This window comes from Streptomyces thermolilacinus SPC6, from assembly GCF_000478605.2.
Taxonomy (GTDB): domain Bacteria; phylum Actinomycetota; class Actinomycetes; order Streptomycetales; family Streptomycetaceae; genus Streptomyces; species Streptomyces thermolilacinus.
The window spans coordinates 3,600,757-3,620,989 of the sequence record NZ_ASHX02000001.1 but is presented as its reverse complement, the minus strand read 5'-3'; the positions used below and the strand labels follow the sequence as shown (position 1 = coordinate 3,620,989).

Below are 20,233 nucleotides of genomic sequence, written 5' to 3'. Positions count from 1 at the left end.
GCCGGAGCGGGCTCAGCCCTCGGACGGCGGGCCCGGCCGCGGGTCCTGCGGCAGGTCCTGCCGCTGCTCCGCCAACGCCTCCGCCAGCACCTCCGCCAGGTGCCGGGCGCGGCGGCCCGCGAGCTGGGCGAGCTGGGTACGGCAGGAGAAGCCGTCCGCCAGCAGCTCCGTGCCGGGCGCCGCGGCCCGTACGGCGGGCAGCAGCTGGTCCTCGGCGCAGGCGGCGGACACCTCGTAGTGGCCGCGCTCGAACCCGAAGTTCCCGGCGAGCCCGCAGCACCCGCCGCTCAGCTCCCCCGCCAGCCCGGCCCGCTCCCGCAGGCGGCGCTCGGCGGCGTCGCCCAGGACGGCGTGCTGGTGGCAGTGGGTCTGCCCGGCGACCGGCCGGTCCAGGCGGGGCGGGCGCCAGTCGGGCGCCAGCTCGTCCAGGGCCTGGGCGAACGTGCGGACCGACCCGGCCACGGCCCGCGCCCTCGGGTCTCCGGGCAGCAACTCCGGCAGGTCGGTGCGCAGCGCCGCCGCGCAGCTCGGCTCCAGCACCACCAGCGGGGCGCCCGCCTCCAGGACGGGGCCGAGCGCGTCGAGGGTGCGGCGCATGACCGTACGGGCGCGGTCCAGGCGGCCCGTCGAGACGTAGGTGAGCCCGCAGCACACGCGCCCCGGCGGCAGCGCGACCGGGACGCCCGCCGCTTCCAGGACGGTGACGGCGGCGCGGCCGACGGAGGGCGTGAAGTGGTCGGTGAACGTGTCGGGCCAGAGGTACGCGCGCGGGGCGCCCACCGGGGCCGTACTGCCGGCGCCCGCCGCTCCCCCGGGGGCCGTGCCGGACGCCGTACGCCGTGCCGCCGCCCACGCGCGGAACGTCCGCCGGGCCAGTACGGGCAGGTCCCGTTCCGGGGCGATCCCGGCGGCCCGCTTGGCGAGGGCGGCGAGCGGACGGAACCGCGCGGCGGCGTTCAGCAGCGGCGCGGCGGGCGCGGCGAGATCCAGCAGCTCGGGCAGGGAGCCCATCGCGTAGTGCGCGGCCGGGCGGAGGCGGCCCGCGTAGTGGTGGTGCAGGAACTCCGCCTTGTACGTGGCCATGTCGACGCCGACCGGGCAGTCGGAGCGGCAGCCTTTGCAGGACAGGCACAGGTCGAGGGCGTCGCGCACCTCCGGCGAGCGCCATCCGTCGGTGACGACCTCCCCGGCGAGCATCTCGTGCAGGAGGCGGGCCCGGCCGCGCGTGGAGTGCTGCTCCTCGCCGGTCGCCCGGTACGACGGGCACATCACCCCCGGTCCCGTACTCGGCCCCTCGACGCGGCACTTGGCGACGCCGACGCAGCGCCGCACGGCCGTCCCGAAGTCGCCGCCGTCGTCCGGGTACCCGAAGGCGACATCGACGGGGGTGCGCGGCAGCACGTCGAAGCGGAGGTTCGCGTCGAGAGGCGCGGGGCGGGCCAGCACGCCGGGGTTGAGCCCGCCGTCGGGGTCCCACAGGTCCTTGAACGCGCCGAACAGGGCGACCAGTTCGTCCCCGTACATGCGCGGCAGCAGCTCCGCGCGGGCCAGCCCGTCGCCGTGCTCGCCGGACAGGGAGCCGCCGTGCGCGACGACCAGGTCGGCGAGCTCCTCCGAGAAGCGGCGGAACCGGCGTACGCCGTCGGGCTCGGCCAGCCGGAAGTCGATCCGGACGTGGACGCAGCCGTCGCCGAAGTGCCCGTACGGCGTGCCGCGCAGCCCGTGCGCGGCGAGCAGGGCGCGGAAGTCCCGCAGGTAGGGGCCGAGGCGCGCGGGCGGCACCGCGCAGTCCTCCCAGCCGGGCCACGCCTCGGCCCCGTCGGGGGTGCGGGTCGCGGTCCCGGCGGCGTCCTCCCGTACCCGCCACAGGGCGCGCTGCCCGGCCGGGTCGGCGACGACGGTGCCGTCCAGGGCGTCGGCGGCGCGCAGGACGGTACGGGCGCGGGCGGCGGCCTCGGCGGGGGTGGACCCGCCGGTCTCCACGAACAGCCAGGCGGCGCCGCGGGGCAGCCGGGCGCGGGCGGCCGGGTCGCGCACCAGGTCCTCGGCCATGCCCTCGACGGTGAGCGGGCCGAGCGGGAGCAGTCCGGGCGCGGCCTCGGCGGCGGCGCTCTCGTCGGCGTACCCGAGGACGGCGAGGGCGCGGGCCGCGGGCGCCTCCACCAGCCGTACGACGGCCTCGCTCACCACGCCGAGGGTGCCCTCGCTGCCGCAGAACGCGCGGGCCACGTCGGTGCCGCGCTCGGGGAGGAGGGCGTCGAGGGCGTACCCGGAGATGCGGCGCGGCAGGCCGGGCGGGAAGCCGGTGCGGACGGCGGCGAGGTGGTCGCGGACCAGGCCGGTGACGCCGTCGGGGGCGCCCAGGCCGCCCTGCCCGAGGCGGAGGGTGGCGCCCCGGTAGGTGTGGACGGTCAGCTCGTGGACGTTGTCGGCGGTGGTGCCCCAGGCGACGGAGTGGGCGCCGCACGCGTTGTTGCCGATCATGCCGCCGAGGGTGCAGCGGCTGTGCGTGGACGGGTCGGGCCCGAAGGTGAGCCCGTACGGGCGCACGGCGTCGCGCAGCCGGTCCAGGACGACGCCGGGCTGGACCGTGGCCGTCCGGGCCCCGGGGTCCACGGCGAGGACGGCCCGCATGTGGCGGGTGAGGTCCAGGACGACGCCGGTGCCGGTGGCCTGGCCGCCGATGGACGTCCCCGCTCCCCGCGCCACGACGGGCGAGCCGTGGTCGCGGCACACGGCGAGGGCGGCGGCGATGTCGTCGGCGTCCCGCGGGGCGACGACGACGTCCGGGACGCGCCGGTAGTTGGACGCGTCCATGGTGACCAGGGCCCGCGCCCCGGCCCCCGCGTCCACCTCGCCCCGCACGGCCGCCCGCAGCGCCTTCTCCAGCAGCCCGTCCCGCGCAGTCCCGCCGTCAGCCATGCCCCCAGCATGCCCGCCCCGGCACGCACGCGCCCCCCGGTCCCGGCACGGTGTGGTGCGCGCCCGGCGGGAGGAGATCCGCCCGCCCGGACCGGAAACGCAAGCTGACTGTACGTCACCGACCGCTCTCTGATAGGTGTTACAGCGGGGTACGGGCGCAGGCCCGTAGCGGCGCCTCACCGGTGCCGCGGGGAGGACGCACATGGGCACCACCACTCGGGACGAGGTCCTCGCCGCCGAGCAGAAGTCGGTCGATCACGCCTACGACTGCTACGCCGCGCGCCTGGCCGAGATGAGCGGGACGGCGGCGGCCACGGCTTCGGCGAGCGGCAAGGACGGCATCGCCAACCGCGCCGACGCCGAGGCCCGAGCCGCGGCGTACGGGGGGCTCGGCACCGAGGCCCTGGTCTTCGCCCGGGTGGACGCGCCGGATGACCCGGGCGGGGCGTCCCGCCCCTGGTACATCGGGCGGCGGGGTGTGCGGGACGCCGAGAACGAGCCGGTGGTCCTGCTGTGGACGAGCCCGCTGGCGAAGAAGTGGGCGGAGGCCCGCCCCGAGAGCCCCGGCGACGTGGTCCTGCGGCGGCGGCTGCGCTGCGCTCAGCGGGTGGTCGAGGACTACTTCGACGAGATCGCCCCGCCGGTCCCCGCGCCCCTGCCCGCCGCCGACGCCTCCGCCGTCCCCGTCGCCCCCGTCTCCCCGGCCGTCCCGAGGCCCCGGAAGGCCGCCGACGACAGCGGCGCGGAGACCACGGACGCGCCGCCCGTACCGGCGGGCACCGCTGCTCAGGTCCCGGCGGGCACCGATGCCGAAGAACCGGCGGGCGCGGACGGGCCCGCGCCGGTCCCCACGCCGGGGGACATCGCCCGCCGTCGGCGCCGGAAGCCGTTCCAGCCGGACGACTTCCTGCTGCGCGAGCTGCAGCGGTCCCGCAGCGGCCGCATGCGGGACATCGTGGAGACCATCCGCCGCGACCAGATGGAACTGGTCACCGGCTCCCCGTCGGACATCGTCGTCATCCAGGGCGGGCCCGGCACCGGCAAGTCCGCGGTCGGCCTCCACCGCGTCACCTGGCTGGTCGACAACGGTCACTTCAAGGCCCAGGACATCCTGGTCATCGGCCCCCACCAGCGGTTCCTCGACTACGTCGGCCAGGTCCTGCCCACGCTGGGCACCCGTGACGTCAACGCCGTCCAGCTCGACCGGCTCTGGGAGGGGGAGGTGCGCGGCACCGACACGCCCCGGGCGCGGGCCGTGAAGTCGGACGAGCGCATGGCCGCCGTCCTGCGGCGCCGCGTCGAGAGCGAGTACCGGCCCGAGGCCCTCGACGACCTCACCGTCGCGCCGTCCTTCGAGGGCGACGAGCCCGCCGTCGTCGTCACCGCCGGCAGCACGACCCTGCGCGTACCGCGCTCCGAGGTCCTCGCCCTCCTCGACCGGGCCCACAGCGGCGACGGCCCCTACCGGGAGCGGCGCGACCGCTTCCGGGGCCTGCTCGTGGACCGCCTCCTGCGGGAGCTGTCCGACATCGCGCCCCGGCGCGGGCAGACCGGCACGATCCGCCGCGACCTGGAGCGCAACCGCCGCGTCGAACGCCTGGTGGAGCGGGTCTGGCCGTCGCCGGGCGCCCGGGAGGCCCTGCGCACCCTCTACGACTCGCCCGACCTCCTGCGCGCCTGCGCGGACGGCGTCCTGGACGAGGACGAGCAGGCGGCGCTGCTGCGGCCCCGCGCGGCCAGCGCCGACGCCGACCCGTGGACGCTGGACGACCACGTCTGCCTGGAGGAGCTGCGGGTCCTCATCAGCGGGGAAACGCCCCGGCGTTACGGCCACATCGTCGTGGACGAGGCCCAGGACCTCACGCCGATGCAGGCGCGGGCCCTGCGGCGGCGCTGCGCCGTGGGCGGCTCCATGACCGTCCTCGGCGACCTGGCACAGGCGACGGGCCCGCACATCCCGGCCGACTGGGACCGGCTCGGCGCGCTGCTCTCCGACCACGGCGACTGGAACGTCGCGGAGCTCGGCACCAGTTACCGCGTACCGGCCGAGATCATGGAGTTCGTCGCCCCGCTCGCGCGGACGGTCGCGCCGGGTCTCCCGTACCCCCGTGCCGTGCGCGAGGCTGGTGCGGACGCCGTACGGACGGTGGCGACCGAGCCGTGGAAGCTGCTGGAGGACACCGTGGCGCAGGTCGCCCGCCTCGTGGGCAGCAGCGACGGCAGCACGCTGCGATCCGTGGCCGTCATCGTTCCCGACGACTCGGACTGGCTCGACGAGATCGGCCGCGGGCTCGACCGGAGCGGCGACATCGGCGACCGGAACCGCGAGGCGGTGTCCGTGCTGGCCGCCGCCCAGGCCAAGGGCATGGAGTACGACCACGTCCTCGTCGTGGAGCCCGCCACCATCGCGGACCGGGGCCCCGCGGGGCTGCGGCAGCTGTACGTGGCCCTCACCCGCAGCACGCAGAGCCTGACCGTCCTGCACACGGCCCCGCTGCCGGAAGCACTCACCGCAACCGGCGGCAGCGGTAGCGGCTCCGGGGACCCCGGCACGCGGGGCAGCCGTGCCGGGGAGGCGTCAGGGACCCCCCCGAAGCCGGCGCCCGCGCCTCTCCCCCGTGTCGGGACGGACGTCCGGGTCGAGGTGGTGGGCCGGGCCCCCGGCGGCCGCTACAAGGTCAGGCCGCTCTCCCCCGGGATCGACCGTCCCCTGGTGCTGACCGTCCGGCACGGCTCGGTGCCGCCGCGGCAGGGTGAGGAGCTGGACTGCTGGGTCTTCGCGAACGAGACCAACCAGACCGTGCTCACCGCCGACCAGCGCGGCCGGTCGCCCGTCTCGGAGAGGATGGCGGGCCGCTACGTCGCGGCGCTCGACGTCCTGGCCGAACTGACCGAGCACGGCGGTGAGGTGGCCGACGCCCGCGGTCGTCTCTCGGAGCTCCAGGGCATGGCGGGCCGCGTCCTGCGGCGCGACCAGGCCGACTGGGTGGACGTCCTGCACCTGCTCGGCGCACCCGGCAGGGAGAGGCTCGGCGTGCTGCGCGACCTCGCGGCGAGGACCAACCGCGCGCTCAAGGACGGCACTTTGGACACCGGCCGCCTCCGGGAGGAGCTGGCGGCCTCCGGCTGGACACAGGCCCTCGCGGAGGCCCGCCGGACGCTCCAGGCCCGGTTCGCCACCGACGCGGCACCGCACCCCGACGGCGCGGCACCGCACCCCGACGACGCGGCGCCCGCCGCCCCGCAGCAGCCCGAGCAGAAGGACGACGAGCCGATGACGACCGCGGACAGCGCCACCGCCGCACCGAGCCCGACCGGCCACGCGGAATTGTTGCGTGAGCTGGAGGCGGCCGCCGAAGCCGACCGCGCCTGCAAGAAGCACGAGGCGGTCCGCCACGCGCTGAAGTCGGCGCTCCTCTGGGCGGACCTCCAGCCCACCGACTCCCCCGTCGTCGACGTGGCCTGCGCCACCGGACGGGGGCACTTCCTGTACGAGGCACTCGGCGCCGGCCGCTCCTCCTACGCGGACCTCCGTTCCGGGGCGACCCGCCTGCTGGAGATCAACCACACCCTGTCCACCCCCGCCGACCGCCTCTACCTGGTGCTCTCCGGACCGCCCGCCGAGGACTGGTCGGCCGACACGGTCCGCGGCGTCTTCGGCGTCCATGTCATCTGGCGGAGCCCGCAAGGGTGGGGCGGCCAGGACACGGACACCGCCCTCGGCTCCCCGGAGGCGTGATGGTTCCACCCCCCGCCGGTGATCCTTTTCACTGACGGCAGGGCCTTTCCCCACCCCTGCGGGATGTCAGGATCTCGTTCGTGATCATCTCCCTGACCAGGAGACGCCGATCACGCGGTCGCCTCCCCGACCTGGAGGCGACGCAACGACAAACAGGGGAAACCAACGTGCGCAACACCACCACGCGCCGCATATCGCTGGCCGCCGTCGCCACCATCACGAGCGCGGCCCTCCTCGCCGTCGCCGCGCCCGGCGCCGTGGCCGCCGACACCACCGGGGGGAAGGCCGGCACCACGGCCGGCGCCGAGTCGCGGACGCCCGCGCTCACGCCGGAGCAGCGCCGGTACATCGAGAAGGAGATGGGGCCGGAGGCCATCGCCGAGATGCAGAAGGCGATGGCGCAGAATCCCTCCGGCGGCGTCCAGACCCGCGCGTTCCCTATCGCGGCGGCCGCCATCGGCGCGGCCGCGTGGTGCGCGAAGGGCGCCCTCGCCAGCATCCCCACCTCGGTGCTGAGCGACATCGCCGCGGGCAAGGCGTCCAGCAAGAAGACCTACGTCCGGAACGCGATCATCGGCTGCCTCGGCGGCGAGATCGGCGGCGTCGTATGGAAGTTCCTGCCGGGCTGGGTGAAGAACAAGGCCATCAACATGGTGATCGCCTTCATCATCAAGTACGTCCGCTAGGCTCGCCCCCCGCGCGACGAATCCGGAGCAGGCATGGCCTACATGTTCATCTTCGGCTGCTTCCTCCTGCTGGGTGTGGCCAGCTCGCTGGCGGCCCGCACCGGGTACCGGGGCAGGGTCTGCGACCGGTCCGACGGGTACGAGGTGCCCGCGGCCGTGAAGGCGGACCCCGCCCTGCGGCAGCGGGCGAACAGCCTGGTGGCCTTCTGGTGCACCGGGGCGGCGGCGCTCAGTTTCGCCCCGCTCGTCCCGGTCGGCAGCGTCATCCTCAGTGACGGCGGCAAATCCGTCTCCACCTGGGGGCTGGCGGTCCTCGCCCTCTACGGCCTGGCCGTGGTGGTCATCGGGGCCTACCCGTTCGAGAAGATCAAGCACCTCGGCGACCCGTCCCGCCGGTGAACGCCGGACGCCCGTGCGACCCGTCCCGCCGGTGAGCGCGGATGCCCGCGGGGCCACCCGGCCCCGCGGGCGTCGCGGCCTTCCGCACGGGGGACGGCGTGTCTCAGACGGCGGACGGTGGGCCCGGCGGGCGGGGCCGAACCGATAGGCTCCGGACGTGGCTGAGATCCAGATTCCCGCTGACATCAAGCCCGCCGACGGCCGTTTCGGCGCGGGCCCCTCCAAGGTGCGTACGGAGGCGCTGGACGCCCTGGCCGCCACCGGCACGTCCCTCCTCGGCACCTCCCACCGCCAGGCCCCCGTCAGGAACCTCGTCGGCGAGGTCCGCGACGGCGTGCGCGCCCTGTTCTCCCTCCCCGAGGGGTACGAGGTCATCCTCGGCAACGGCGGCTCCACCGCGTTCTGGGACATCGCGACGCACGGCCTCATCGAGTCGAAGTCGCAGCACCTGTCCTTCGGCGAGTTCTCCTCCAAGTTCGCCAAGGCCGCCAAGCTGGCGCCGTGGCTCCAGGAGCCGACCGTCGTGTCCTCGGAGCCGGGTACGCACCCGGAGCCGCACGCCGAGGCGGGTGTCGACGTGTACGCGCTGACGCACAACGAGACCTCCACCGGTGTCGCCGCGCCCGTCAAGCGTGTCGAGGGCGCCGACGAGGGCGCCCTCGTCCTGGTGGACGCCACCTCCGGCGCGGGCGGCCTGCCGGTGGACATCACCGAGTCGGACGTCTACTACTTCGCCCCGCAGAAGTCCTTCGCCGCCGACGGCGGCCTGTGGATCGGCGTGTTCTCGCCCGCCGCCCTGGAGCGTGCCGCCCGCGTCCACGCCTCGGGCCGTCACGTCCCGGAGTTCTTCTCGCTGCCGACCGCGATCGACAACTCCCTCAAGAACCAGACGTACAACACCCCCGCGCTCTCCACGCTGTTCCTGCTGAACGAGCAGCTGAAGTGGATGAACGGCCAGGGCGGCCTGGACTGGGCGGTGCGCCGCACGGCCACCTCGTCCCGGACGCTGTACGGGTGGGCCGAGGAGTCCAAGTACGCCACCCCGTTCGTCACCGACCCGGCCAAGCGGTCGCAGGTGATCGGCACGATCGACTTCTCCGACGAGATCGACGCGTCCGCCGTCGCCAAGGCGCTGCGCGCCAACGGCATCGTGGACACCGACCCGTACCGCAAGCTCGGCCGCAACCAGTTGCGCATCGCCATGTTCCCGGCCGTCGACCCGGCGGACGTCGAGGCGCTGACGGCCTGCATCGACTACGTCATCGAGAAGCTGTAGTTCCGGCCTCGGGACCTGCCGAGGGGCCCGGTGCGGCGCGCGTCCTCCGACGCGTGCCGCACCGGGCCCCTCGCCGTACCCGGCCGTGCCCCGCGCGCATCCGGCCTGTTTCCGCCCTGTCCGGGGCGGCTCCGCGTCCCTAACATCCCTACCGTCCGGACGGAGCGGGTCAAAGCGGCCCGAACCGTTTGAATGTTTGACATGTTCTCGCTCTCGGTTGAACCCCCCACTTCGACCGGGCAACCGAACGGAGAGCCTCATGTCCTCGTCCCGCTCCAGAAGACGTACCGCCCGCGCCCTGGTGACCGGCGGCGCGACCGCCGCGCTCGTCGGGGGCACGCTCCTCGCGCCCGGCGCGGCCCAGGCCGGAGGCAGCGGCATCTTCGCCCCGCCCGACAAGATCGTCATCGAGATCGCGACGGTCAACGGCTCGGGCTGTCCCGCGGGTACGGCCGCCGTCGCCGTCGCCCCCGACAACACGGCCTTCACCGTCACCTACAGCCAGTACCTGGCGCAGGTCGGCGTCGGCTCCAAGCCGACCGACTTCCGCAAGAACTGCCAGCTCAACCTGATCGTGCACGTCCCGCACGGCTTCACGTACGCCGTGGCCAGCGCCGACTACCGCGGGTACGCCCACCTGGAGCACGGCGCCTGGGCCACGCAGAAGGCGTCGTACTACTTCCAGGGCTCGCCCGACACGGCGGCGCGCCAGCACCCGTTCCGGGGGCCGTACGACAACAACTGGCAGGTCACCGACGAGACGGACTGGGGGCAGCTGGTCTGGGCGCCGTGCGGGGTGAAGCGCAACTTCAACATCAACACCGAGCTGCGGGTCAGCGGCGGCACCTCCGACACGGCGAGGACCAACAGCTTCATCGCCATGGACTCCACGGACGGCGACATCCGCACGGTCTACCGGCTGGCGTGGAAGGAGTGCCCCGGCCGGTGACGGGCCCGACGGGCCACTGAGCCGACGGCCCGGCCGGTGGACCGCCCAGCCGCCGGCCGGCCCCCTGTCGTCACGGGCGGCATCCCCGACCACGGCCGCCTCCCGTGACCGGGCGGGTCCGCGGGACTCCCCCTCCGCGGACCCGCCCACCGCCTCGTATCGGCTCCATCGCGCCGCCCCTCCCCGGTACGGACTCGGCCACCGGGGGCGGCAGGGCCTCAACCGCGGCTCAGCGCAAGGCGGTTCGGACCCGCCCGCTCACCGGCTGAGCCCGCGGAAGCGCCGCACGGCCAGCGGCAGGCAGACGGCCGTGACGGCCAGCGGCCACACCACCGCCATCAGCAGGGCGTTCTCCTGCACCCAGCTTCCGTCCGACGCCACCTCGTTGCCGAACAGGCCGCGTGCCGCCGACGCGGTGGAGGACAGCGGGTTCCAGGCGGCCACCGCCCCCAGCCAGCCAGGCATGGTGGACGTCGGCACGAAGATGCTGGAGATCATGGTCAGCGGGAACGCCACGGCGTACAGCGAACCGGCCGCCTCGGCGTTCGGCAGTACGAGTCCCAGCCACACCCCCAGCCAGATCAGGGCGAACCGCAGCCACAGCAGCAGGGCGAACGCCCCGGCCGTCGCGGCCACCCCGCCGTCCGCGCGCCAGCCCATCGCCAGCGCCGTCGCGGCCAGGATCGTCAACTCCGCGCACGCGGTGAGCAGGTCGGTGACCCCGCGTCCCGTCACCACCGCGGACGGGGCCATCGGCATGGAGCGGAACCGGTCGGTGACGCCCTTCTGCGCGTCCGTGACCACGGCCGTGGCGGTGCTCATGAAACCGAAGGCCATCGTCGTCACGAACATGCCGGGCATCAGGTACGCGCGGTAGTCCGCGGCCGTGCCGCCGTCGCCGCCGCCCGGCGGCCGCATCGCCCCGCCGAAGACATAGCCGTACAGCAGGACGGAGACGATGGGGAAGCCCAGCTGCCAGGCGATGAAGACGGGCTTCCGGCGGTAGTGGACGAGGGTGCGGCGGACGATGTTCCAGCAGTCCGCGACCGCCCAGTAGGCCCGCGACCGGCCCGCGAGGGGCACGGGCGCGGCGGAGAGCTCGGGGCGGGGTGCGGGGTGGGGTGCCAGGGTGCTCACGCGGCGGCTCCTTCGCGGGTGCGGATGGCGGGCGCGGCGGCCGTCCGGTCGGCTTCGGCGCCGGTCAGGCGCAGGAACACGTCGTCCAGCGTCGGCCTGCGCAGCCCGATGTCCTCGATCGGCACGCCCTCGTCGCGCAGGACCCGCGCGACCTCCGTGAGGGCCTCGACCCGGTCACGCACCTGGGCGTGGACGCGCCGCTCGGCCTCCGCGACGTGCGGCGCGCCGTCGCTGACGCGGGCCACGGCCCCGGCGACGCGGGGCAGGTCGGCCGGGTCGGCGGCGACGACCTCGACGCGGTCGCCGCCGACGCGGTCCTTGAGCGCCTCGGGAGTGTCGTCCGCGATGGCGCGGCCCCGGTCGATGACGGTGACGTGCGACGCCAACTGGTCGGCCTCGTCCAGGTACTGCGTGGTCAGCAGGACGGTCGTGCCGCCCGCGACCAGGTTCCGCACGGCGTCCCACACCTCACCCCTGGCGCGGGGGTCGAGGCCCGTCGTCGGCTCGTCCAGGAACAGCACGCGGGGCGCGAGGATCATCGAGGCGGCCAGGTCGAGGCGGCGCCGCATGCCGCCGCTGTACCCCTCGACGCCCCGGTCGGCGGCCTCCGTCAGGCCGAACCGCTCCAGCAGCTCACCGGCGCGCCGCCGGGCGCCGCGACGGCCGAGGTGGAAGAGGCGGCCGAACATCTCCAGGTTCTGACGGCCGGTCAGGATCTCGTCCACGGCGGCGTACTGGCCGGTGAGGCCGATCAGCGCCCGTACCCGGCCGGGGTGGCGGGCCACGTCCACCCCGGCCACCTCGGCGCGCCCGCCGTCGAGCCGCCGCAGCGTGGCGAGGACCCGCACGGCGGTGGTCTTCCCCGCGCCGTTGGGCCCGAGCAGCCCGTGGACCGTGCCGGGGCGCACGGCCAGGTCGAAGCCGTCCAGGGCGGGTTCGCCGCCGTACTCCTTCCGCAGGCCTTCGGCCCTGATCGCATAGGTCGTGTCCACTCGGTTCCCCTCTGTCGCCGTCGGCTCGCACCGGTGCCGCCAGACCCGCCGCACCGAAACCGAGTACACCGTACCCAACGAAGCGTACGGCGTACTCAGTTTTTCGGCCGAAGCCTTTCCCGGGCCGTACGCTGACGCCATGACCGGCAGCGCGAGCGACACGACCACGAGCGGCAGCGGGGACGTCAACCGCAGCCTGGAGCTCCTGTGGGGGACGGGCGAACCGCCCAGTCGCGGGCCGAAACGGGGGCTGACCCTGGACCGGATCGTCACGGCGGCGGTCGAGCTGGCCGACGCGGAGGGGCTCGGCGCCGTGTCGATGCGGCGGCTGTCGGCCGAGCTGGGCACCGGCACGATGTCCCTGTACCGATACGTCCCCGGCAAGGCCGAGCTGCTGGACCTGATGCTCGACCGGGTGCAGGACCCGCCGCCCGGCGCGCCCGAGCCCCCGGACGACTGGCGCGAGGGCGTCGAGGCCCTGGCACGCGGCCATCTCCGCCTGTACCGGCGCCACCCCTGGCTGCTGAAGGTCAACCAGAGCCGCAGCGTCCTCGGCCCCGGCTCGCTGCGCGGTCTGGAGGCGGCCTTGGCGGCGCTGCGCGGGATGGGGCTGAGCGACCCCGAGACCCTGTCGGTGATCATCGCCGTGCAGAGCTTCACCAGCGGCATCGCCCGGATGGAGATCGACGCGGCGGAGGCGGCGAAGGAGACCGGCGTCAGCGACGAGGAGTTCTGGAGCAGCCAGGAGCCGATCCTGTCCCGGGTCATGGAGAGCGGGCGGTTCCCGCTGATGGCGCAGCTCTCGGAGGACACGTTCTCGGTGGAGTTCGACCACTTCGCGTTCGGGCTGCGGTGCCTGGTGCGGGGGTTCGAGGCGAGGGTCGCGGAGGCTCGGGCGGCACGCGGCTGACGGGCCGTCGGGGGCGGAAGCGCCCGGCCCTGTCGGGAGGCGCCGGGGGCGACGCGGCGTGCGCCTGATGGAGCAGTCGGCGCGCGGGGCGGGCGGGGGGCGCGCAGGATCGGTGGGGTACAGCCGACGCAGCAGCACAGACCTGGAGGCACGCAGTGCGTCTCGGAACTCCCCTGACGGCCCTCGCCGTGGCGGGCCTGACCGTCCTCGCGGGCGCCGCGCCCTCCGCCGGGGTGCCCGTCCTCGCGGGCGCCGCCCCGGCCGCCCCGGCCGCCGCGCCCTCCGCGGGGGTGCCCGCCGCGCCCCCGCCGGCCGTGATCACCTGCTCCCCCGCCGCGCCCCTGGAGCAGAGCGGGGACGAACGGCCCGCCGGGCCCGCCGTCGGACTGTGCGTCACCGTCGCCGGGGCCAACATGACCGTGACCGCCGCCGCCGACTGCGCCTGCACCGTCTCCGGTACGTGGACCGCCCGCCGGGGCGACGACGAGGACGACACCGCGTCCGGCACCCTGGGCGGCCGCGCCACGTACCCGGGGCCCGGCACGTACGCGTTCACGGCCGCCGTCAGCCTGGGCGGCGCGCCCCGGACCGGCGCCGTGCCGCTGACCGGCACCGTCGAGGGGACATTCACCTTCGCCGCGCCCAAGCCCGTGTCCGGGCACCGCATCGAGGTCGCGCCCCCGGCCGCGCTCGCCCCCGGTACGACCACCACCCTCACGTACACGGTCGAGCGGACCGCCGACGACGGCGACGGCAGCGCCCGCCTGGGGCTCATCGGCGAGCCCGGCACCGGCATCCGGCTCGACTCCACCGACGTGCGCTGCGTCAACCCGCTGACCGGCCGCTACCCCTCCACCGCCCGCAGCCCGCACGCGCTGGACTGCGCCCTCACCGACCTCCAGCCCGGCCGTCCCGCCACCGTGACCGTCCATGTCACGATCCCGGCCGACACCTGCTCGACCGTCGTGTCGAAGCTCGGCTACTGGACGCCGAACGGCCAGCAGGTCGCCGGGGCCATGGTCGACGGGCCGACCGTGAAGTGCCGTTGAGCCACCGCCGGGCGCCCGGCCACCGGGGCGTCCGGCCACCGGACCTCACTCCCCGGACGCCCCGCCCCTGCCGCGCAGCCTGCGCAGGCCCAGCAGCAGTGCCGCGCCCAGCGCGACCAGGCCCAGCGTGTAGGCCGACCCGCCGCCCTCCGCGCCGTCCCCCCGGCCGTCCCCCGCGCCGCCCCCGGACGCCGCCCCCGGCCCCGTGCCCGTACCGGAACCTCCCGACGGGGACGGGGCCGCGCCCGTGCCCTCCACCGGGACCCGCGCGACCCGGGCGCGCTCGCCCTCCGTGCCGAACAGCAGCGCCGAGCCGTCCAGCGTGTACGTCACCGACTCCGACTGGGCCAGGACCGGCGCCCGCACCCGGTCGTCGGGGCCCAGCCGCCCGTCCTTCCAGGCGTAGCCGCGCGCGCTGAAGTAACCGCGCAGCACCAGCCGCGTCCCGTCCGGCGAGAACGCGCCGTCCGTCACCCACGGCACCTCCCCGACCCGCCGGAACACGTTGGCGCCCTTCGCGGACAGCTTGGCCGGGCCCTCGTACAGGCCGCCGCCCTCCTCGTTCTTCGACGCGATGTAGACGCGGCCGGTGCGCGGGTGGACCATCAGCGCCTCCGCGTCACGCGGCCCGTCCTCGTACCGGACCGTGTACTGCGTGGCGTCCACGGCCTGGTCGCGCAGCCGCTCCGGCTCGCGGAAGCGGTAGATCCACACATGGCTCCAGGAGCCGTTGAGGTTGTCCCCGATGTCGCCGACGTAGACGTACCCGTCGGGGCCGACGGAGATCGCCTCCATGTCGCGGGGCCTGCCGACGCCGCGCAGGGTGACTGTCGCGACGGTCTCTCCGGTGCGCCCGTCCACGGCGAAGACGCGCGGCTCGTCCTGGTCGTTGTGCGTCCAGTACACGCCGGGGTGCGCGCGGCTCGCGGCGAGGCCGCTGGACTCGGTAATGCGGGGGTCCTGGAGCGTGAAGCCGTCGGGGTCGTCGGCTGAGGCGGTCGGTACGGTGACCGCCGACAGGAGGAGAGCCGCTGCGAGGACGGTGGACGCGCGGAGGGAGGCCATGCCGTCCAGTGTCCATGGTCACGTGGCGTCGGGCGCCGCCCACCGGCCATGATGGCGGCCATGCGTCCCAGGTTCATGTTCGTCGGCGACTCCATGACCATCGGCAGCGCGGGCGAGCACACCTGGCGTTACCGCATGTGGCAGCACCTTGAGGCGTCCTTCGGCCCCGGCGGGTACGCGATCGTCGGCCCCCGCTCGACGCTGTACGACCACGAGGCGGGCGCCCCGGTGTCCACGGCGTACGCGGACCCGTCGTTCCCCGCGGGGGCGCGGGCGCATCTGGCGGGATGGGGCGAGGGCTGGCTGCACATGGCGCCGCTCGTCGGGGGCGCCGTCGCGGCGACCGGGGCGGACACGCTCCTCGTGTCGCTCGGCCTGATCGACCTGGGCTTCTACACCAACAGCGACCAGACGACGGAGAACGTCCGCGCGTTCCTGGCGGCGGCCCGCGCCGCCAACCCGGACGTGCGGGCGGTGCTGCTGCCGGTCATCCCGAACGTCCGGGCCGAGGAGGAGCCGCCGTTCGCGGCGGAGTGCGCCCGCTTCAACGGCCTCCTCGCGGCGACGGCCGCCGAGCTGTCCACGCCGCGCTCACCGCTGGTCGTGGCCGCGCCGCCCGCCGGGTACGACCTGCGGGCGGACACGTACGACGGCACGCACCCGGGCCCGGCGGGCGAGCACAAGCTGGCCGCCGCCTTCGCCCGGGCGCTGTACGAGACCTGGGGGTGGGGCGGCCCCTACGGACCGGCCCACCCCCGTGACGGTCAGAAGTGCACCCGGCGGTTGTCCGGGGTGACGCGGTAGCGGATGTCCCACAGGTTGCGGCGGACGTAGGTGCGCTGCAGCCAGCGGTCGCGGCCGTCGTAGCGGGCCGTGAACGTGGACCGGGCGTGGACGCCCTTGCGGTTGTTGATCAGCAGGGCCTGCCCCGGGCGGAGCCGTACCGTGTGGGACACGGCCCGGCAGACCTCCTGGAGGCGGGACAGGGCGGCCTCGGCGCCGCTGGTGAGGGCCCGTACGCCGTTCGCGGAGATCACGATCTCCGGGTACTCGCCCGCGCCGCTGATCAGCGGGACCGGGTCGGAGAGGACCTCGGTGTCACCGGCGACGTCGCGGGTGTAGCTGCCCGGCGCGTTGAGCCGGAACAGCGGGGAGCGCAGCGTCTCCAGCACCTCCGGTTCGAGCGCCGCCGAGATGTCGCGGGCGTCGGCGTAACTGGTCATGGCGATGCCCTCGTGGTCGGCGCGCACACAGCTCAGGACCAGGAAGTCCGGGTTGGCGATGTCGTACCGGCCGATCACGTCGTGCGTGATGTCGCTGTGGAAGTTGAGGAACACCTCCGAGCCCTGGTTGGTCTGCGTGCGGGCGCCGCCCTGGACGGGGATCACGTCGTGGACGAGGCGGCCGGCCTTCTCGGTGGTGACACCGATCGGTTCGCCCAGCAGGCCGCTCAGCCCCAGCAGGACGCCCTCCGCGACGAACGTGGCCTTGCCCCGGGCGGGGCCGCCGTCGTCCGGGGTGTCCGGCAGCTCGGGGTCCACGGGCAGGTTGTCCACCAGGGCGACGCCGGGCGCGTCGATGTGGCGGCCGAAGTCGATGAGCTGCTGGAGCAGCCCGGTCGGCAGCGCGGCGAACGCCTGGTGGTAGCGGGTCATCGCGTGGTCGATGTCCGTCGTCGGGTCGCCGACGGCGGTGAGCGCCGTGCCGAGCGCGTCCCGGACCTCGTCGGGCAGACGGATCTCGGCGAAGGTGGGCACCGCCACGGTGCTCCGGTCCGCGGCGGGCGCGAGCGGACGGTCGGCGGTGGTGGTCATGTCGGTCACACTCCCTCTAGTACGGGTATGGAGTCGGATTCGGGCTCGGGCAGCGGCGCGTCGGGGTCCTGGAGGCGGTCGTGCAGCCACTGCGCCAGGTGCAGGGCGGCGTCCTCGCCCGGCGCGAGGTGCGTGGCGACCTTGCTGCCGCGCAGGGCCGTGACGGGGACACCCGCGTACGTGCCGGGGGTCAGGCCGTTGCGGCGCTGGAACTCCTCCAGGTCCACGAAGCCGCCGATGACGGCCACCCGCGGCCCGGTGGTGAGGCGGATCGTGTCGATGTTCGCGTTGTGGAAGGCGTTGAACGCCTGGTCGGCTTCGGCGTCGGAGTCGTACGACAGGGCGACGGAGCGCTGGTTGAGCACCACCGCCGACGCCTCCGTACCGCCCGTGCCGATGACCGAACCGATCGTGAACGGCGCCCGGTTGAGGCGGCAGACGATCTCCACGCGGTGCTTCTGCGCCAGCCGCACGGCCCTGCGGTGCAGCACCTTCGCCCCGTACAGGGACATCAGCGCGGCGATGTTGTACGAGACCTCCTTCAGCAGCCGGGTGCCGCTCACCAGGTGCGGGTCGGTGCTGTAGATGCCGTCCACGTCGGAGTGGATCTCGCAGCGGTCGGCGCCGACGGCCGCGGCGACCGCCACCGCCGACAGGTCGGAGCTGTTCTTGCCGAGCCACGTCGGGCGGCCCTGCGCGTCGGCGGCCTGCCCGCCCGGCACGACGACCACCTCGTGGTCGCGCAGCGCGGTGCGCAGCGGCTCGGGGTCGGTGTGTTCGAGGCGGGCCCACATGAAGTTGGAGTTGGTGACCAGGCCCAGCTGGTGTCCGGCGAGGACGGTCGCGGTGCGTCCGACCCGGTTGAGCGCGGTGGACAGCAGCTGGGCGCCGATCGTGTCGGCGAGGGTCAGCAGCCCGGCGACGGTCTCGTCCTCTGGGTGCGGGTTGACCTGGTTGAGGCGCTCGCGGAACTGCTCGGTCTCACCGGGCTGGCCGCTGACGACCACGACGAGCCGGGTCCCCTCGCGCTCGATCCGGTCGCTGAGCGCCCGCGCGAGGTCTCCGTACGCGGCGAGTGTGCGGAAGCTGGACCCGCCGAACTTGAGGACGGCGGGTGCGCTCACGGCCTGCCCTCCAGGGTGCCGCGGGCGACGAGCTCCTCGCCGATCTGGAGGGCGTTGAGGGCGGCGCCGATGCGGAGGTTGTCGGCGACGAGCCACAGCCAGAACGCGCGCGGGTTGTTCTGCGTGACGCGGACCCGCCCGACGTGGACGATGTCGGAGCTGTCCACCACGGCCGGCGTCGGGAACGCGCTGATGGTCTCCTCGTCGTGGACCCGGACCTCCGGGAGGGCGGCGAGGAGCCGGACCAGCTCGGCGCGGTCCACGGGCTCCTGGCACTCCACGTACACGGCCTCGGAGTGGCAGTTGGCGACGGGCACGCGGACGCAGGTGGTGGTGACGTCCAGGTGCGGCAGGCCGAGGATCTTGCGGGACTCGCGGAGCATCTTCTCCTCCTCCAGCGTGAAGCCGGAGTCGAGGAAGCGGTCGATCTTCGGGATGACGTTGAAGGCGAGCGTCGGGCGGAAGTGGGTCGCCTCGAAGTCGGCGTCGGGGCCCTGGAGGGCGGCCCGGCTGGACTCCTGGAGCTCCTCCACACCGGAGTAGCCGAGGCCGGAGGCGGCCTGGTAGGTGCTGACGACCGCGTTGCGGACGCCCCAGCGGTCCTCGACGCCGCGCAGCAGCCGTACGAGCGGGATGGTCGAGCAGTTCGGGTTGGCGACGATCCCCGAGGCGGGGCGCCGGTCCAGCTCGTGGGCGTTGACCTGCGGCACGACCAGCGGCGTGTCCGGGTCCATGCGGAAGGCGATCGTGTTGTCGATGACGAGCGCGCCCGCCTCGGTGGCGACGGGCACCCACTTCTCGCTGACGGCCGTACCGGCGGAGAAGAACGCGACGTCCACGCGGGAGAAGTCGAAGTCCTCGACGGCGACGACCGTGTACTCGCGCTCCCCGACGGTCAGGACGCGGCCCGCCGAGCGGGAGGAGGCGACCAGGTGCAGCTCGCCGTAGCGGAAGCCGCGCGACTCCATCAGCTCCATGAGCGTGCTGCCGACGGCGCCGGTGGCGCCGACGATGGCGACGCGCGGGGGGACGGTGGCCCCGGCGGTGCCGGTGGCCTCGAGGGTGGTGGTGCCAGGAGTCATCGCGACTCTCCAATCGTGATCTTGTCGGCTGCGTCGGTGGTCCCGGCCGTGGTCCGGGCCCCGGACGGCAGCGGTGCGGAGGAGGAAGCGCTGTCGGCGGCCTTGTCGGCGGCACCGGCCGCGGGCTTGTCGGCGGCCGGCTCGGCGGCGGCACGGCGCGGGCCGAAGGTCCAGCCGAGGTTCACACCGAGGCTCGCCCCGACGATGAGCGGGATGCCGAGCGCCTGGAGCAGGGTGATGCTGTGCCCGTACACGGCCCAGTCGCAGAGCATGGCGACGGCCGGGTAGACGAAGGCCAGGACGGCGATCTTCGCGGTGGGCAGCTTCTGGTACGAGGAGTACATCAGCACGTACATGAGGCACGTGTGGATCAGGCCCAGGCCGATCAGCCAGCCCCAGTCGGCGCCCATGCCGCCCATCTCGCCGAACGCGGCGAACGGCGCCAGCAGCGGGATGCCGAGCACGACCTGGATCAGCGCCACGAGGTGCGGCTTCACGCCGGTGACACGCTTGGTGATGACGGTGGACAGGGCGTAGAACACGGCGGCGAGCAGGGCCAGGCCGAGCCCGGCGAGGTAGCCGCTCTTGTCGCCGTCCTGGAAGTCGGACAGGGACACCCCGGCGACGAGGACCAGGCCGGCGAACGCGACGACGAGCCAGCCGAGCTTCGTCGCGGTGATCTTGTCGCGGAACAGGACCGCGCCGAGCAGCATCACGTAGAACGGCTGCGTGTGGTAGACGACGGTCGCCACGGTGATCGAGGTCGACTCGTACGACTCGAAGAGGAACGCCCAGTTGAAGACGATGAAGACACCGCCCAGGGCGGCCAGGCCGACCTTCTTCGGGGTGAAGCCGTGGTTCTTGAAGAAGCCGCGGACCAGGCAGTAGAGGCCGAGGGCGACCGCGCCGAACAGGCAGCGGAAGAAGACGACGTTGAAGGGCGAAGCGCCCGACTCGACGACGAAGATGCCGAGCGTGCCGGACAGGATCATCGCCGCGGTGAGCTCGATCGATCCTTTCAGCTCGGTGCTCGCGGAGCGTGTCTCCGTACTCATAGGGGGGTCCTCTCACACGGGGGTGGACGGGGTG

At 74.4% G+C, this 20,233-nt stretch carries 16 protein-coding genes; 8 read left to right on the top strand and 8 right to left on the bottom strand.

Annotated elements, in window-relative coordinates; translation table 11 throughout:
• Nucleotides 1–12: 12 nt before the first annotated feature.
• Complete coding sequence (locus J116_RS15755) at nt 13–2,922, bottom strand: FAD-binding and (Fe-S)-binding domain-containing protein (protein ID WP_023588034.1); 2,910 nt, start codon at nt 2,920–2,922, stop codon at nt 13–15.
• Between the two features lie 202 nt (nt 2,923–3,124).
• Between J116_RS15755 and J116_RS15750 the strand changes: the two genes are divergently transcribed.
• The 5 genes from J116_RS15750 to J116_RS15730 all read left to right on the top strand — a co-directional run bounded on the left by J116_RS15750 (nt 3,125) and on the right by J116_RS15730 (nt 9,971).
• On the top strand, nt 3,125–6,661 hold the full coding sequence (locus J116_RS15750; RefSeq protein ID WP_023588033.1) for a HelD family protein: 3,537 nt from the start codon (nt 3,125–3,127) through the stop codon (nt 6,659–6,661).
• Between the two features lie 167 nt (nt 6,662–6,828).
• Nucleotides 6,829–7,347 carry a hypothetical protein gene (locus tag J116_RS15745; protein WP_023588032.1) on the top strand — a complete coding sequence of 173 codons (519 nt, stop codon included), beginning with the start codon at nt 6,829–6,831 and terminating at the stop codon, nt 7,345–7,347.
• A gap of 33 nt (nt 7,348–7,380) precedes the next feature.
• On the top strand, nt 7,381–7,746 hold the full coding sequence (locus tag J116_RS15740; protein WP_023588031.1) for a hypothetical protein: 366 nt from the start codon (nt 7,381–7,383) through the stop codon (nt 7,744–7,746).
• A 157-nt stretch (nt 7,747–7,903) separates the two neighbouring features.
• Complete coding sequence (serC, locus tag J116_RS15735) at nt 7,904–9,022, top strand: phosphoserine transaminase (protein ID WP_023588030.1); 1,119 nt, start codon at nt 7,904–7,906, stop codon at nt 9,020–9,022.
• Between the two features lie 259 nt (nt 9,023–9,281).
• Nucleotides 9,282–9,971: a DUF4360 domain-containing protein gene (locus J116_RS15730; RefSeq protein WP_023588029.1), complete on the top strand. Its 690-nt coding sequence runs from the start codon at nt 9,282–9,284 to the stop codon at nt 9,969–9,971.
• A 258-nt stretch (nt 9,972–10,229) separates the two neighbouring features.
• On the opposite strand, the gene J116_RS15725 is transcribed toward J116_RS15730, so the two are convergent.
• Nucleotides 10,230–11,108, bottom strand: coding sequence for an ABC transporter permease (locus tag J116_RS15725; protein ID WP_023588028.1), 879 nt, complete (start codon nt 11,106–11,108; stop codon nt 10,230–10,232).
• Nucleotides 11,105–12,100 (bottom strand): daunorubicin resistance protein DrrA family ABC transporter ATP-binding protein, encoded by a 996-nt coding sequence (locus J116_RS15720; protein ID WP_023588027.1) that lies wholly within the window; start codon nt 12,098–12,100, stop codon nt 11,105–11,107. Before J116_RS15720 ends, J116_RS15725 begins: the two co-directional genes overlap by 4 nt.
• A 139-nt stretch (nt 12,101–12,239) precedes the next feature.
• On the opposite strand from J116_RS15720, the gene J116_RS15715 reads away from it, so the two are divergent.
• Both J116_RS15715 and J116_RS15710 read left to right on the top strand, forming a co-directional pair.
• Nucleotides 12,240–13,010, top strand: coding sequence for a TetR/AcrR family transcriptional regulator (locus J116_RS15715; protein WP_023588026.1), 771 nt, complete (start codon nt 12,240–12,242; stop codon nt 13,008–13,010).
• Nucleotides 13,011–13,165: 155 nt separating this feature from the next.
• Entirely contained in the window at nt 13,166–14,059 is an 894-nt protein-coding gene (locus J116_RS15710) for a hypothetical protein (RefSeq protein ID WP_023588025.1), read from the top strand.
• A gap of 45 nt (nt 14,060–14,104) precedes the next feature.
• Here J116_RS15710 and J116_RS15705 read toward each other — a convergent pair whose 3' ends face one another.
• Nucleotides 14,105–15,124: a hypothetical protein gene (locus J116_RS15705; protein WP_023588024.1), complete on the bottom strand. Its 1,020-nt coding sequence runs from the start codon at nt 15,122–15,124 to the stop codon at nt 14,105–14,107.
• A 60-nt stretch (nt 15,125–15,184) separates the two neighbouring features.
• On the opposite strand from J116_RS15705, the gene J116_RS15700 reads away from it, so the two are divergent.
• Nucleotides 15,185–15,928: a GDSL-type esterase/lipase family protein gene (locus tag J116_RS15700; RefSeq protein ID WP_023588023.1), complete on the top strand. Its 744-nt coding sequence runs from the start codon at nt 15,185–15,187 to the stop codon at nt 15,926–15,928.
• Here the strand turns inward: J116_RS15700 and J116_RS15695 are convergent.
• Genes J116_RS15695 through J116_RS15680 form a run of 4 tightly spaced genes read right to left on the bottom strand, consistent with a single transcriptional unit; the run spans nt 15,889 to nt 20,199 of the window.
• Nucleotides 15,889–16,938 carry a TauD/TfdA family dioxygenase gene (locus tag J116_RS15695; protein WP_051203773.1) on the bottom strand — a complete coding sequence of 350 codons (1,050 nt, stop codon included), beginning with the start codon at nt 16,936–16,938 and terminating at the stop codon, nt 15,889–15,891. The genes J116_RS15700 and J116_RS15695 overlap by 40 nt on opposite strands.
• Nucleotides 16,939–16,943: 5 nt before the next feature.
• Nucleotides 16,944–18,062, bottom strand: a complete 1,119-nt coding sequence (locus J116_RS15690) for an amino acid kinase family protein (RefSeq protein WP_023588021.1) — start codon at nt 18,060–18,062, stop codon at nt 16,944–16,946.
• Nucleotides 18,059–19,144 carry an aspartate-semialdehyde dehydrogenase gene (locus tag J116_RS15685; protein ID WP_023588020.1) on the bottom strand — a complete coding sequence of 362 codons (1,086 nt, stop codon included), beginning with the start codon at nt 19,142–19,144 and terminating at the stop codon, nt 18,059–18,061. The genes J116_RS15690 and J116_RS15685 overlap by 4 nt, the downstream gene beginning before the upstream one ends.
• On the bottom strand, nt 19,141–20,199 hold the full coding sequence (locus J116_RS15680) for a DMT family transporter (protein ID WP_023588019.1): 1,059 nt from the start codon (nt 20,197–20,199) through the stop codon (nt 19,141–19,143). Before J116_RS15680 ends, J116_RS15685 begins: the two co-directional genes overlap by 4 nt.
• Nucleotides 20,200–20,233 lie beyond the last annotated feature (34 nt).

What these genes read in the sequence shown, in the direction of transcription:
- J116_RS15680 (WP_023588019.1), bottom strand. Translation starts at nt 20,199, where the DNA reads ATGAGTACGGAGACACGCTCCGCGAGCACCGAGCTGAAAGGATCGATC.
- J116_RS15750 (WP_023588033.1), top strand. Translation starts at nt 3,125, where the DNA reads ATGGGCACCACCACTCGGGACGAGGTCCTCGCCGCCGAGCAGAAGTCG.
- J116_RS15730 (WP_023588029.1), top strand. Translation starts at nt 9,282, where the DNA reads ATGTCCTCGTCCCGCTCCAGAAGACGTACCGCCCGCGCCCTGGTGACC.
- J116_RS15700 (WP_023588023.1), top strand. Translation starts at nt 15,185, where the DNA reads ATGCGTCCCAGGTTCATGTTCGTCGGCGACTCCATGACCATCGGCAGC.
- J116_RS15715 (WP_023588026.1), top strand. Translation starts at nt 12,240, where the DNA reads ATGACCGGCAGCGCGAGCGACACGACCACGAGCGGCAGCGGGGACGTC.
- J116_RS15685 (WP_023588020.1), bottom strand. Translation starts at nt 19,144, where the DNA reads ATGACTCCTGGCACCACCACCCTCGAGGCCACCGGCACCGCCGGGGCC.
- J116_RS15740 (WP_023588031.1), top strand. Translation starts at nt 7,381, where the DNA reads ATGGCCTACATGTTCATCTTCGGCTGCTTCCTCCTGCTGGGTGTGGCC.
- J116_RS15705 (WP_023588024.1), bottom strand. Translation starts at nt 15,124, where the DNA reads ATGGCCTCCCTCCGCGCGTCCACCGTCCTCGCAGCGGCTCTCCTCCTG.
- J116_RS15755 (WP_023588034.1), bottom strand. Translation starts at nt 2,922, where the DNA reads ATGGCTGACGGCGGGACTGCGCGGGACGGGCTGCTGGAGAAGGCGCTG.
- J116_RS15695 (WP_051203773.1), bottom strand. Translation starts at nt 16,938, where the DNA reads ATGACCACCACCGCCGACCGTCCGCTCGCGCCCGCCGCGGACCGGAGC.